Source organism: Chryseobacterium sp. StRB126, assembly GCF_000829375.1.
Lineage (GTDB): Bacteria > Bacteroidota > Bacteroidia > Flavobacteriales > Weeksellaceae > Chryseobacterium.
The window spans coordinates 269,756-285,553 of the sequence record NZ_AP014624.1; the positions used below are offsets into that span (position 1 = coordinate 269,756).

Annotated in this window: 10 protein-coding genes; all 10 read left to right on the plus strand. The window is 37.1% G+C overall.

Annotation, left to right across the window (positions count from 1 at the left end):
- Positions 1-12 precede the first annotated feature (12 nt).
- The 10 genes from CHSO_RS01255 (at position 13) to CHSO_RS01300 (ending at position 15,741) form a co-directional block, all read left to right on the plus strand.
- On the plus strand, positions 13-2,112 hold the full coding sequence (locus CHSO_RS01255; RefSeq protein ID WP_045491509.1) for a T9SS type B sorting domain-containing protein: 2,100 nt from the start codon (positions 13-15) through the stop codon (positions 2,110-2,112).
- A gap of 152 nt (positions 2,113-2,264) precedes the next feature.
- Complete coding sequence (dnaB, locus tag CHSO_RS01260) at positions 2,265-3,854, plus strand: replicative DNA helicase (protein WP_045491512.1); 1,590 nt, start codon at positions 2,265-2,267, stop codon at positions 3,852-3,854.
- Between the two features lie 24 nt (positions 3,855-3,878).
- Positions 3,879-4,355 (plus strand): ribonuclease HI, encoded by a 477-nt coding sequence (rnhA, locus tag CHSO_RS01265; protein ID WP_045491513.1) that lies wholly within the window; start codon positions 3,879-3,881, stop codon positions 4,353-4,355.
- A gap of 163 nt (positions 4,356-4,518) precedes the next feature.
- A complete protein-coding gene (locus CHSO_RS24835) occupies positions 4,519-6,783 on the plus strand; it encodes a T9SS type B sorting domain-containing protein (protein WP_052480457.1) in 2,265 nt (754 codons plus the stop codon).
- 37 nt (positions 6,784-6,820) lie between these two features.
- The gene (locus CHSO_RS24840) at positions 6,821-9,088 is read left to right on the plus strand and encodes a T9SS type B sorting domain-containing protein (protein ID WP_084220907.1); all 2,268 of its coding nucleotides are present in this window, start codon (positions 6,821-6,823) and stop codon (positions 9,086-9,088) included.
- Positions 9,089-9,212: 124 nt separating this feature from the next.
- The gene (locus CHSO_RS01280) at positions 9,213-9,839 is read left to right on the plus strand and encodes an NAD(P)H-dependent oxidoreductase (protein WP_045491515.1); all 627 of its coding nucleotides are present in this window, start codon (positions 9,213-9,215) and stop codon (positions 9,837-9,839) included.
- Positions 9,840-9,869: 30 nt separating this feature from the next.
- Positions 9,870-11,441 (plus strand): L-aspartate oxidase, encoded by a 1,572-nt coding sequence (gene nadB / locus CHSO_RS01285; protein ID WP_045491518.1) that lies wholly within the window; start codon positions 9,870-9,872, stop codon positions 11,439-11,441.
- Between the two features lie 14 nt (positions 11,442-11,455).
- On the plus strand, positions 11,456-12,088 hold the full coding sequence (locus tag CHSO_RS01290) for a hypothetical protein (protein WP_045491522.1): 633 nt from the start codon (positions 11,456-11,458) through the stop codon (positions 12,086-12,088).
- A gap of 10 nt (positions 12,089-12,098) precedes the next feature.
- Positions 12,099-12,959 (plus strand): carboxylating nicotinate-nucleotide diphosphorylase, encoded by an 861-nt coding sequence (nadC, locus tag CHSO_RS01295; RefSeq protein WP_045501666.1) that lies wholly within the window; start codon positions 12,099-12,101, stop codon positions 12,957-12,959.
- A gap of 208 nt (positions 12,960-13,167) precedes the next feature.
- A complete protein-coding gene (locus tag CHSO_RS01300) occupies positions 13,168-15,741 on the plus strand; it encodes a TonB-dependent receptor (RefSeq protein WP_045491525.1) in 2,574 nt (857 codons plus the stop codon).
- Positions 15,742-15,798 lie beyond the last annotated feature (57 nt).

Here is a 15,798-nt window from a genome sequence, read left to right on the forward strand (position 1 = left end):
TCGGTCAAAAAAATGAAAAAATATCTACTGATTTTTCTAATTTTCATCACCCAAATGGTTTTTGCACAACAGGACTGTATCACTGCTATCCCTATATGCAGCGACGCAGAAATCTCATTAAAACCTAATGGAAGCGGAAGTGTAAAAGAAGGAAGCGGTTGTTTAAGCAGCGAAAGTAACTCTATCTGGTTTACCTTCAGCATACAAACAGCAGGAACATTAACCTTCCTTATTACCCCTATGGGACCCAACGCTTACGACATTGATTATGATTTCGCATTATATGGACCCAATCACGACTGTAACAACATCAGAGAGCTCCCTTTAAGATGCTCCTATGCCGGAATGAGCAACTTAATAAGCAGACCTCTTACCGGTCTTAGTATGACCGCCACAGACACCACAGAAGACGGCGGTGGAATTGGCTTTGTAAAATATATTGATGTACTTCCGGGACAAGTATATCATTTGCTTTTAAACAACTATTCCGCTGAAATTGCACCTTTTAAATTAAGCTTTGGCGGAACAGCAACATTGCTTACCCCATTCGATAATAATTCATTAAAAATTTACCAACCCTTCCCATTCTTAAAACCTGGTGCAAAAAATGATGGAGATATTGACATTTGTGGCAATCCTGTAACTTTTGATTTTGCGACCCTATCAAATCACATCAGAAATAACAATCCAAATTTTATTATAAAATATTATCGCAGTGCAGCTGATGCAGCAAGTGATTATGATCCTATAACAACCCCTATTCCCGTTAATACGACTACTAAATACACCTATTCTATTTCTTATGCTGACCCTACTAAGCCTGTTACCTTTTTAAATCAATGTAGGGAATTTGGAGATATCAGGTTTTTTGACAGATCATTCAAACTGACTCCTGGAGAACTCACTTCATGTAGTAACAATAACTCCGGAACAGCTTTATATGACTTATCATCAGCTGATATAGGACTAACTCCTAACCTTAATGTAAAGTACTATCCTTCAATGTATGATCTCGATCATGTCATCAATGAAATAACCAATCCTTATCAATATGTTTCTGCAGAGGGATCAGTCTTTGTAAAAGCAACCAATGAATATGGATGTATTACGATTACTGAAATTAAATTAAAATTCCACCCACTGGTAAAAGCTCTTCCTGACCCTACAATAACCGAGTGCCACCTGGAAACAAATCCTTCTATGGGGATGTTCAATCTTGACAACGCTCCCATTACCGTACCAGCTGACGGCACGAAGAAAAAATACTACCCTTCAATGGCTGATGCAGTAGATGCTACCAATGAAATAACTAATTATAAAACCTATATGGCACCTAATGGCGTAGTATATGTAAGAGTATATGATGACCTTGGATGCTTCACTGTTGCTAAAATAACACTTCAGGTACTTCCTCCGGTAAAATCCAGCGTACTTAAAGATAAAATCATCTGTATGGAAGATAAAACCACACTGGATGCAGGGCCTGGATTCAAAAAATACGAATGGAGCACCGGAGCAACTACTCAAAGCATCAGTGATGTAGGGGTAGGAACATACTGGGTAAAACTAACATCTAAAGTTCAAGAATGTACTACCACTCAAACTGTAAAAGTATATCCTGCTGAACAGCCGGTTATCTCCAGTATTGATGTATCTACTACAAACATCACTGTAAATGTAATAGGCGGAACTCCTGACTATAAATACTCCATAGACAATGTTGTATGGCAGGATTCTAATGTATTTAACGATGTCCCAAGAGGTAATTATAAGATATATGTAAAAGACGCCTACGATTGTGATCCTATCATCATTGAAGCAATAGTTCCTAATATTGTAAATGTTATTACACCTAACGGAGACGGTATCAATGATGTTCTTGATTATTCTGCAATTGCAGGTAAGCAAAACCTTACATTGAATATTTTCGACAGATATGGCGTAAAAATCCACCAGGCTGATAAATCTAACGGATACAAATGGGACGGAACCATTGCAGGTAAGAAAATACCTACGGGCACTTACTGGTATTCTTTAACATGGAACGAGAATAACAGCAAGAAAACTCCATTCAAATTCTCAGGATGGATCATTGTGAAAAACAGAGAGTAACCTCTCAATCATATCATAGAAAATCACCTCAATTGAGGTGATTTTTTTTATCAACATACCCAATCCCCTATTAACCGCATTTTCACAAAGACTGCTAATAATTTGTTGAATACTATTTTTTAAATATTTTTTAAATAAGCTATCTTTGCACCATGGCGCAGAAAGAAACATTATCATCCCTTACCCACGGAAACTTTGCAAAAGAGCTGTCTATTGCGGATGGGAAAATGCCTCCTAATGCAGTGGACTTCGAAAGACTTGTTATCGGAACTTTTTTGATTGACAAAAAAGGTCTTGACCATTCCATTGACCTCCTTACTCCGGAAGTATTTTACGATCCCAGACACCAGGTTATTTTTTCTACTATCTTAAAACTTTATGAAGGTAATCATCCGGTAGATTTAATGACCATTATCCAAGATCTTAAAAAAGAGGACAAATTAAGCCAGGCAGGGGGAGATCATTATATCATTGACCTTACCATGGGAGTAAGTTCATCTGCCCATATTGAATATCACGTTCGTGTTATTCTTGAAAAATATATTTTAAGAAGTCTTATTAATGTTTCAGCGAATGTAATTGATTCTTCCTATAAAGAATCAACCGATGTATTTGAACTTCTGGATAAAGCGGAACAGTCTTTCTTTGAGATTACCAACGGAACGATAAAAAAAGGGTTTGATACTGCCAACTCATTGGTAAAACAAGCGATTGACACCATTAAATCTTTAAAGGACAAACAAGGACTTTCAGGGGTTCCTTCAGGATTCCGGGATGTAGATAAAGAAACCGGAGGCTGGCAAAATTCTGACCTTATTATCATTGCAGCACGTCCCGCGATGGGAAAAACCGCATTCCTTCTTTCGATGGCAAGAAATATTGCCGTAGGTCACAAAATCCCAATGGCTTTATTCTCTCTCGAGATGGCTTCGGTACAGCTTATCACCAGGATGATTGCTTCTGAAACAAGAATTTCATCCGAAAAATTAAGAAAAGGAACGCTTGACGACGAAGAATGGCAAAGATTATTCTCCAACGTATCCGAACTGGAAAATGCTCCTTTATATATTGACGAAACTCCATCACTTTCCATTTTCGACTTCCGTGCAAAATGCCGAAGACTGGTAATGCAACACGGAGTAAGACTGATAATGGTTGACTACCTTCAGCTGATGACCGCTGGCAGCAGTGGAAAAGGAGTTGGAAACCGTGAACAGGAAATTTCCATGATCTCCCGTTCATTAAAAGCAATTGCAAAAGAATTGAATGTTCCCGTAATTGCTCTTTCCCAGCTTTCCCGTAGTGTGGAAACACGTCCCGGAAAAAGACCTCAGCTTTCAGATCTAAGGGAATCCGGAGCAATTGAGCAGGATGCGGATATTGTATCTTTCATTTTCAGACCGGAGTATTATAAAATCACCGTTTGGGATAATGATGAGGAAGGACAGGAAACTTCTACAGAAAACCAAGCCGAATTAATTATTGCAAAACACAGAAATGGCGCTACAGCTGATGTGAGATTATCTTTCTTAAAACATTTTGCAAAATTCGGTGATATTGAAGCTGCCCTTGACGGCGGTATGGGAGGCGGCTATCCATCGAACTTTGGTGAGCCTAGTGGTTTTGACAAAATCAAAACAACGATTCAACCTGGAGCAGCATTTGATCTTCCGGACAGTTCTAAACTTTCAGGATCTTCTATGAATGATTTTGATGATGATGATGATGATTTCCCGTTTTAAATAATTCAATTTTATAAAACAGATTTGAAAATCGAAATTTATACAGACGGTGCATGCAGTGGAAATCCCGGAAAAGGGGGATATGGAATTCTTATGCGCGTTCCTGAAAAAAATTATCAGAAAACTTTTTCTAAAGGCTTCCGAAAAACCACCAACAACAGAATGGAACTCCTTGCTGTAATTTCTGCTCTGGAAAAACTAAAATCTACAGAAAACGACATTCATGTTTATACAGACAGTAAATATGTAGCGGATGCTGTTAATCAGAATTGGATTACCGGATGGATTAAACGAGGCTGGAAAAATGTAAAAAACCCTGATCTCTGGAAAAAATTCATTGAGTTGTACAACCAACACAAACCTACTATGCACTGGGTAAAGGGACACGCAGGCCATTTCGAAAATGAACTTTGCGACAAACTAGCAGTAGCAGCTGCCAGCTCTCCCAATCTTGAAATTGATACTTATTTTGAAGGATTGGATAGCAATTCTCTCTTTTAATTTAATTAATACAAATCCGAAATAACGCGTACATCTTTCACTACTTTATCATAATAAATATTATTTTTTGAATAATAATTAATTTTTTTAACAAAATTAACACAAAATAACCATTTATTACTTAGGATTTAATATATTTACCATGAATTAAATTCTCAGTGAAATGAATAAAACTTTATTATTTTACTTCTCAATTCTTTTACTATCCCTATCTGGAACATCTTTCGCCCAGACCTATCAACTCACCGGAAATCCCATCAACACTACAGGATGGACTGTGGTTCCCAGCGCCACTACAAGCGGTGATTTTATTATGCTTACTGATGATGTAGGAAACAAATCCGGAGCAATAAAACTTAATGATCCCATTAATCTGAAATACTGCGATAAATGGAAAGTAGAATTCGATTTCAGAATTAATGGAAACGGAATACCAGGATTTGGAAAAGGGGATGGATTTGCCTTTTGGTATCTTGCCAATCCGCCTGTAACAAGCCAACAAGGGTCAGGATTAGGAATTCCACAGAATGCAATTGGTTTCATGGTTGGTTTTGATATTTACAACAATACAACCAGTGCTCAAATGAGCAAAGTACACATTGCCTACGGGGTAGTTCCCAACACTACGGACACTAACAATATTGAATTTTTTAACACTCCCGGAAGTTCATTTCACTCCGCAGACCTCAACTCAACCCAACCTTTCGTAGGAGACACCTATAAACACGTTGAAGTAACTGGTGAAACAGATCCTTCTAACCCTACAAGCTGGATCATTACCGTAAAAATGGATGGAACAACAATTACCTCACAATCGTTCGCTCCTTCAGGCGGAGCTGCTACAATGACACAGGGATATTTTGGTTTCTCAGCATCTACAGGTGGAGCTTCAGCAAGAAATTCCATTAAAAATGTAAAAATATACACAGATAAAGTATCGATTCTAAAAAACTTAGTAACCCAGTCTTTCTGCCCCAATCCTACTACCGGATATAGCAGTGTAAATTTAACTGATTTCAATGCTCAGTTTGTTGCCAATCCCGGCAATTACACATTCAAATATTATCCTCCAGGCAGCTCTACTCCTATTTCCAATCCCTCCAATTATGAATTTAACGCCAACACCACAGTAACTGTAGTTATTAAGGATAACGCCGGAGTGCTTTGCGATAATCCTGATGGAAAAATCCAGTTGGACCTGGCTCCTTTTAAAGCTAATGACAAAACACTTACCGAGTGTAATAACAATAAAACAGGAACAGCCATTTTCAACTTAAATTCCGCCAACGTAACTGATGTACTTGGAGTTACAAAGAAATACTACAAAACACTCAACGACTTAAATTCAGGAACGAATGAAATTTTATATCCGGACACATACCAATCTTCACCTGGAACAGTTTATGTAAAAGTAACTACTCCACTGGGATGTACAGGTACTGCAAAGATTAATCTTACTTTTTATCCCGAAACCGAAGTAAAAGACGCCACGATCCAATCCTGCTTTATTGAAAATAATATACTTAATGGTGTATTTAATTTAACAACAGCTAATGTGACTTCACTTACCGGAGCTGTTAAAAAATATTACACTACCGTAGCCAACGCCCTTAATAATACCAACGAGATTACTGACATTTATCTGTACACCTCAACAAGTACACCTGTATATGCAAAGGTAACAGACACCAACGGATGTTTTGCTATTGCTAAAATTAACCTTGTGGTGCTTCCACCTATTAAATCTTCAATTCTTAAAGATAAAACCATCTGTATAGAAAATAAAACCGATTTAGACGCAGGTCCTGGTTTTGATGAATACCTATGGAGCACCGGGGCTAAAACTCCCGCTATTGAAGATGTAAGTGTAGGAACTTATTGGGTTAAACTCAGAACAGGGAACTGTACCACTACACAAACTGTCAACGTACAACCATCTCCTAATCCTGTAATTGCCAGCATTGATATCCATAACAATACAATTGTAGCTAACGTGATAGGTGGAAAACCTCCTTATCAATATTCATTGGACGGAACTCATTGGCAGACGTCAAATATTTTCACAGGTCTGGCCAGAGGAGAAGTAAAGGTTTTTGTAAAAGACTTCTACAACTGCTCCCCTATTGAAGTTCAGATTACTGTTCCTAACCTCATCAATGCTATTACACCTAATGGGGACAACAAAAATGACTTCATTGATTATTCTGCTTTGGCATACAAGAAAAACCTAATCTTCACGGTGTATGACCGATATGGAAACAAACTGTATGAAGCTAACAAAATAAGAAATTACACCTGGGATGGAAGAGCTTACGGTAAAAAAATTCCTTCCGCTACTTATTGGTATACAATCTCATGGAATGAAAACAATAAAAACAACACTGAAACAAAATACTCAGGTTGGGTATTGGTAAAAAATATGGAATAAACATTAATACAAATAACAACATCACAATCCTTCCACTATGAAAAAAAATCTACTCTTTTTTCTTCTGGGTATTTTATTATGTCTGTCAGGAAAAATGCACTCCCAAACCTATCAACTTACTGGAAACCCTGTAAATACTACAGGTTGGGATCTTGTTTCAGATGCTATCGTAAGCGGAGATTTCATAAGACTTACTACTGACCAAACAAGCAAGTATGGGGCTATAAAATTATCCACTCCAATTACCTTAAGCTATTGTGATAAATGGAAGGTAGAATTTGATTTCAGAATTGACGGAAACGGAACAACCCAATTTGGACGTGGAGATGGTTTTACATTCTGGTATCTGGCCAACCCACCCACAGGATTTGTATCAGGTGGTGGTCTTGGAATTCCGGCCAATGCATCAGGACTAATGGTTGGTTTTGATATCTTTAACAATACCACTGAAGGCCAGATGAGTAAAGTACATGTTTTATATGGCACAAACAATACCGCCGGCAACAATATAGAATTCAACAATACTCCCGGCAGTACCTTTCACTCCCCAGATCTGAATGCCACTCAGCCATTTGTAGGCAACAACTACAAACACGTTGAAGTAAATGGAGAAACAGATCTTACTAATCCAACCAACTGGATTATTAAAATTAAAATAGACGGAGTACTTATTACTGATCAATCATTTGCTCCTTCCGGGAATGCAGTAGGAATGACACAAGGATATTTTGGTTTTTCTGCAGCAACAGGAGGGGCCAGCGCCCGACATTCCATCCAGAATGCCAAAGTTTTTGTAGATAAAGTTCCTATTTTAAATAATACCATAAAACCTTTCGTTTGCACCAACCCTGCAACCGGAAGTGGAACTGTAGACCTTACTTCATACAATACCCAATTTGTAAATAATCCCGGAAATTATGTTTTCACCTATTACCTATTGGGAGTTGCTACTCCTATAGCCAACCCTACTAGTTTTCAATATACGGGAAACACCACCATTAAAGTAGTTGTTAAAGACCCTACATCAACACTTTGTGATAATGGAGACGGCATTATAGAACTGAACCCCACTCCATTTGCAGCAACCGATGCAAGCCTTACAGAATGTAACAATAATAATGGAGGAGTCGGTATCTTTGATCTCAATACCGCAGCAGTAACCACATTAACCGGCGTTACTAAAGAGTTCTATCCAAGTATACACGATCTGAACGCCAGCACCAATCAGATCACAACGCCCTCTGCCTATGTTTCTCCTCCAGGGATTATATACGTAAGGGTTATTACAGCACAGGGATGTGTAAGCACTGCAAAAATCACACTGAATACCCATCCTGTTATAACCGTTTATGATGTTCCGATAGAATCATGCTTTATAGAGAGCAACCCATTAACAGCCTCTTTTAATCTTATTAATGCCGGCGTTGTTCCAAATCCGGCAGGATTTACAAAAAAATACTACCCATCCATAACAGACGCTCTTAACGGAACCAATGAAATAACCACTCCGGGCGCTTATATTGCTCCCAATGGGGTAGCCTATGTTAAAGTTTTCAATGCTACCGGATGCTTTTCAATCGCTAAAGTTACTCTAACAGTCAAGGCTCCGGCTCCGTCCAGAGTTTTAAAAGACAAAATTATTTGTGTAGAAAGCAAAACAACGCTGGATGCCGGCCCAGGATTCAAAAGTTATGAATGGAGTACCGGAGCCACAACACAATCTATCAAAGATGTGGGCGTTGGTATTTATTGGGTGAAACTAAAAACCGGAGAATGCTTCACTACTCAGACTGTAACGGTATTCCCATCAGAAATCCCTGTCATCTCCAGTGTAGATGTTTCAGGAGAAACTGTTACTGTTCACGTAAATGGCGGAATGCCTCCTTATCAATATTCTACAGACAATATCACCTGGCAGGATTCTAACGTGTTCACCAATGTTACGAGAGGCGTTGCCAAAATATATGTAAAAGACAGTTACAATTGTGAGCCCATTATGATTAATGTCACTATACCTAACCTCATTAATATTATTACCCCTAACGATGACGGCATCAATGATTTCATTGATTACTCAGCACTGGCTATCAAACCTAATTTTGAAGTTAATATTTTCGACAGGTACGGCGTACAGGTTTTCAGGGCAGACAAAAGCAACGGATACAGATGGAATGGGACAGCCAACGGCAGAAGGGTTCCTACAGGAAGTTATTGGTATTCCGTTTCATGGAATGAAAAAAACAACATGAACAGAACAACACCTATCAACTTTGCAGGCTGGATTATTGTTAAAAACAGAAATTAATCACGTTTATCATTCATATTAGAAGAGTCACTCCGTTATGCGGGGTGATTTTTTTGTATTAATTTAAAAGGATATATTTCATTTTAAAGACCCTTTATTCATATTCAATTCTTAAATTTGTGCTATGAATTATTTGGAAGCTTTAAGCAGAAGATATTCTGTGAAAAAATTTAATAATCAAATTATTCCTCAGGAGACCCTTCACAACATTCTTGAGTCAGGAAAACTGTCTGCAAGCTCTCTGGGACTTCAACCTTATAAGATTATTATTGTTGAAAGCGAGGATATGAAACAGAAACTGATTCCCGCTTTCTATAATCCATCCCAAATTTCCACATGCTCCCATCTTGTTGTGATTATTTCAAAGAAAAACATTGAGGAAAATTATATCCAAGGATATTTCAAACACATTTCTGAGGTAAGAGAAACTCCTCTTGAGAAACTTGGTCCATTCAAGAACAGCATCAATCAGCATATTAATCAAAAAACACAGGATGAAATTTTCAACTGGGCAGAAAAGCAGTCATATATCGTATTAGCCAATCTGATGTACGCCGCTGCTATAGAAAACATAGACTCATGCCCTATGGAAGGCTTCAGACAGGATGTAATAGAAGAAATTCTGAATATTAATCCAGAAACAGAAAAAGTAACCGTTACCCTCGCTTTAGGCTACCGTTCTGAGGAAGATCACTTCCAGTACATGAAAAAAGTAAGAAAACCAAACGAAAAATTGTTTAAATTTATTTAATATTTAAATGATTGTACCTAAAGCAAGCACATGATAAAAGCGGATGTATTAGTAATCGGTTCCGGCATTTCCGGACTTTCTTATGCCATTAAAGTTTCTGAACAACTCCCTGATGCCAAAATCATCATTGTAACAAAGTCTGATGAAGACGAAAGCAATACCAAATACGCACAGGGCGGTCTTGCTGTAGTGACTGACTTTCAGAACGATAATTTTGAAAAACATATAGAAGATACCATGCGTGCCGGAGACGGTGAAAACAAACGTGATGTTGTAGAAATGGTGGTAAAGGAAGCCCCTGCAAGATTCAATGAAATTGTAGAATGGGGTGCCCAATTCGATATGAAAAATGGCAAATTTGCACTGGGAAGAGAAGGAGGCCATACCGAAAACAGAATCGTCCATCATAAAGACATTACAGGTTTTGAAATTGAAAGAGCATTATTGGAAACGGCCAACAACAGCCCGAATATTGAAATTCTAGACCACCACTATGTAATTGATATCATTACTCAGCACCATGTTCCGGGGAAAGAACTTAATGAAGGAGATATCCACTGCTATGGTGCTTATATATTGGATGAAAAATCCAAAACCATCAAAAAAATCACATCCAAAATTACACTGGCTGCTACAGGCGGGGCCGGGCATGTTTATAAAAACACCACCAATCCTTCTATTGCAACAGGAGACGGAATTGCTTTCGTAGCCCGTGCAAAAGGAAAGGTTTCCAATATGCAGTATTACCAGTTTCATCCTACCGCTCTTTATAGTAAGATTGACGGAATGCTTTTCCTTATTTCTGAAGCAGTAAGAGGAGACGGCGCAAAACTAAGAACCAAAAGAGGTGAAAAGTTCATGCAGAAATATGATGAACGTGAAGAATTAGCCTCCAGAGATATTGTCGCCCGAGCCATTGATAATGAAATGAAAATTTCAGGAGATGAATATGTAGGCCTGGATTGCCGAGAAATGAATCAGGAAAGATTCCTTGAACACTTCCCCAATATCTATAAAAAATGTAAAGACGAAGGTATTGATCCCTTCACTCAATTAATCCCTGTTGTTCCAGCCTGCCATTATCTGATGGGAGGCATAGAAGTAGACAGAGACGGACAATCTTCCATCAGAAATCTTTTTGCGGTAGGAGAATGTACAAATTCCGGATTGCACGGAGCCAACAGATTAGCTTCAAACTCCTTACTTGAAGGATTGGTTTTCGGACATAATGCTGCGATGAAAACAGTAGCTCTTCTTAATGAAAATTTATTCAATTTTGATGATTTAAAAGCAGTTCCGGAGTGGAATGAAGAGGGAATGAAAATCATGGATGAAATGGTCATTGTCAGCTACCTGAGAAAACAGCTTCAGGAAATGATGAGCGATCTGGTAGGGATTGTAAGAAGCAACAGACGTCTGAACATGGCTTTACAAAAACACCAGGAAATTGCGGCAGCCGTTGATGAAATTTACCACTACTCTATTCTTTCTCCTCAATTATCCGAACTAAGAAACCTTACCACTGTTGCTCATCTCATCATTACCCAATCTATGGAAATGACAGAAAATAAAGGAGCATTTTACAATAAAGATTTGGTTTAATTTTAATCAAACAAATGAAGGCCCTGAATTTAAATATTCTTACAACAGTCAATATTTTATTCTATTCAAGAATGATTCTTTCATTGATTTGTGGTTTTGCATTATTAAGTTTTTGGGTGAAAGTTGGAAAAAATGATAACTTTTCAAATATAGTCATCCTTGCAGTGATAATACTTTTAGGAGCTATTTTGGGATTATATGGAATAACATTATTAAAAAAAATTATTGTTCCCACATCTAAATATCCTTTAGTTTTAAACCTGTTATGTAATATGAAAGGGTTAGGAAAACCGGATTATTATGGAAGTTTAAAATTCAATTTAAATAATATAATTAAAGACAATAAGCTAAACTTAACTCTATATTATGTCAATAATCCTCAATATCCAATTCTAACATTCAATAGAGAGAAAATCATTTATTATACTCAAGAATACAATTGGAATAATTTTAAATGGAGTTATAAAGTCATCCCCCAAGGACGAAATGAAAAACAAATATTAGAATTTCAAGGTACTAATCAAAACAATATAAAAATAAAAGATAGTATAGATTTTGAAAAAATAGATGCAAAGGAAAATGAAGTTCTTTTGCTCTTCATCATTCATGATTTATTATTCGGAAAAAGATCTTCCTTTTATTACTAAAATCAAAAATATGAAAAGACCAGTATACGTTACAGATAAAGCATTAAAAACATTTATAAAAAATGCCCTTGAAGAAGACATCCAGGATGGAGATCACTCTACCCTTTCCACGATTCCTGAAGACCTTCAGCAAAGTGCGAAATTGTTGGTAAAGCAGGATTGCATCCTTGCAGGTGTAGAATTGGCAGAAATTATTTTTAAAGCTTTCGATAAAAAGCTTAAGATTGAAACTTTCATTAAAGATGGTACCCCTTGTAAAGTAGGAGATATTGCCCTTATTGTAACTGGAAGTGCCAGATCAATTCTTTCTACTGAGAGATTTGTTCTTAACTGTATGCAAAGAATGAGTGGAATTGCAACGCTTACTCATGACTGGGATTCAAGGTTGATAGGAACAAAAACTAAGCTTTTAGATACCAGAAAAACAACCCCAAATTTCAGAATGTGTGAAAAATGGGCAGTGGCTATTGGCGGTGGAACCAACCACAGATATGGTCTTTATGACATGATTATGCTTAAAGATAATCATATCGACTACAACGGAAGCATCACCAATGCTGTAAAAATGGCTAAAGACTACGTTAAAAAAACTAAGAAAAAGTTAAAAATTGAAGTGGAAACCAGAAATCTAGAAGAAGTTCAGGAAGCCATTAATGCCAAAGTTGACAGAATTATGCTTGATAACATGGATGTTAAGACCATGAAGAAAGCTGTAAAAATGATCAACGGCTCATGTGAGTCTGAAGCATCAGGAGGAATTACCCGTGATATGCTTAAAGAAATTGCATCTACAGGAGTAACCTATATCTCTGTGGGAGCTTTAACACACTCGGCTGAGAATATAGATTTGAGTCTCAAAGCTGTGAAATAGCGTTGAATTTTTAACAAAAACATCCCCCCTTTATTAAAAACTCAATAACATGACTTTTTTCATATAAAAAACCGTTTTTTATTGATAAACCTGACTATCAAACACTTAACACTATTAAGACTGATTAAAAATTAACATTGAGTTAATAATAGTTAAAATATATTTTGCGAATTTTGCAGAAAATTAAATCTAATTATTACTAACGATTATGAAATTAATCAACAAATCGATTCTAACTGCTGTAATTACATTATCAACAGCTAGCGTCTATTACGCTCAAGAAGTTCAGGATTCAGCGAAAGCTAAATCTAAAGACATTGAGGAGGTAATCCTAAGAGGTGTTACAGATATCGCTAAAGATAGAAAGACACCGGTAGCAGTTTCTACTATTAAAGCTGCACAGATTCTTGAAAGACAAGGTAACCAGGAGCTTGTAGAATTATTGAACACAACACCATCAATATATGCAACAAAAGGTGGTGGTGGTTTTGGGGATTCACAACTTACTATTCGTGGTTTTGAAACCAGAAACATTGCCGTAATGGTAAACGGTATGCCAGTAAATGATATGGAAACAGGTGCTGTGTACATGTCAAACTGGACAGGTTTATCAGATGTAACAAGTACTATGCAGGTACAAAGAGGACTTGGTTCTTCCAAATTAGCAATTGCTTCTGTAGGAGGAACAATGAACTTCCTTACCCGTTCTGCAGATATGAAACAAGGTGGAGCTATAAGATTAGGTATTGGTAATAATGATTTCTTAAAAACATCTTTCGCTTATAACACAGGTAAATCTGAAAACGGATGGGCTGCTTCATTCTTAATGGCAAGACAGGCAGGAGGTACATACGTACAAAATACAGATTACGAATCATATACTTATTTCTTTGCATTAGGATATCAGCCAAACAAGAAGCATAACGTACAGTTTATGATCACTTCTTCTCCACAATGGCATGACCAAAGATCTTTCGCTCCAACAATTGGTAATTATATCAAATATAATCCTGATCATGATGGTTCACCATATAGACCATACAATGCCGACTATGGTTACCGTACAATAGACGGGCAAAGAACTCCAATAGCAAATGCTATGAACTATTATGCCAAGCCTGTAATAATGGTAAACTGGGACTGGACAATGAGTGAAAAATCTACTTTAAGTACAGTAGCTTACATGTCTAACGGACGTGGTGGTGGAGCAAGAAACCTTGGTGCTGTTGGTGGACAGGGAATGAGTGGCTTTGTTGATAATACAGACGGACATTATAACTATGATGCAATCTTTGCTGCTAACGGAGCTGTAACCCCTACTCTTGGTGCTGCAAGAAATACACTAGTACGTACTTCAAGTGTGAACTCTCACAACTGGTATGGTATCTTGATGAACTTCCAACACAAAATCAACGATAACTGGAATTTCTCTGTAGGAACAGATGATAGATATTACTATGGATATCACTATCAGGTGCTTTCTGATCTATACGGAGCAAAAGGATATACAGATGACACCAACAAGAACTTACCAACAAACAATATTGTTAGTAATACATATGACTACAAAAAACTAACATGGAATCCTTTCGGTGGATCAAATGCACCACTACAAGATAGAGTTTCATTCAGTAATGATGGTGAGGTTCTTTGGTACAGTGGTTTCGGACAGGTAGAATATTCTACTGAAAAGTTAACGGCTTATGTACAAGGATCAGTATCTAACCAGGCTTACCAGAGAATTGATGACTTTATAAAACCGGGATCAACTCAACAAGGTCAAACTGTTGACAGAAAGACAGGATTTAAAAACCTTTTCGGATTTAATATTAAAGGGGGGGCCAACTATAACATCAACAACAATCATAACGTGTTTGCTAATGTTGGATATTATAGTAAGCAACCTTTAATGAGCTCTGTATATCCAAGTAACCAGCAAGTAGTAAACCCTACTTTAACTAATGAGAAAATTTTCTCTGTGGAACTAGGTTATGGATTCAAAACATCTAACTTCAACGCTAAAGTTAACTTATATAGAACTGAGTGGAAAGACAGATGGTTCAGAAGAAGCAATGTAATTTTCGACAACAATGTTAGAGGATACTCGGAAATCAGTGGAATTACCCAACTTCACCAAGGAGCAGAATTTGAAGCGAACTACAGACTAAACAAATTCATAGAATTCCAAGGTATGTTCTCTTGGGGAGATTATCAATTCAAAGGAAATGCTACAGGTGCTAACTTCCAGGATGACAATACCCCAATTGCAACAAATGGGAAAAATACATCTACACTTTATCTAGATAAAGTAAAAGTGGGAGGTACAAACAACAACAGTATCCCACAAACTACGGCTTCATTAGGCTTTACAGCAACTCCTGTTACAGACCTTAAAATATATGGTAACTGGCAATATGTAGGAAAACTTTACTCTACTGTTAATATGACAGATTTCCTTACTCCTGATAAAACAGCTTTACAATTACCTGATTTCAATTTATTTAACGTAGGGGCATCTTACAAACTTAAATTGAAAAACCCAAATCAATATTTTACTCTTGGTGTTAACGTAAACAACCTGTTTGATATTACTTATATCCAGGATGGTGTAACAAATATCAAAACAACGGATCTAGTAAATCCAACAGCTAAGCCGGGAGCAGCTGATTATGGTGTTACTTATGAACAAGCTGGAAGAGTTTATAAAGGTATTGCAGATGGAAACAGAGTATTCTTCGGATTCGGAAGAACTTGGTCTACAACCTTATCTTTCAACTTCTAATTATCACAATATTAGATTTTATAAATATGAATCCCGGCTTTGAGCCGGGATTTTTGT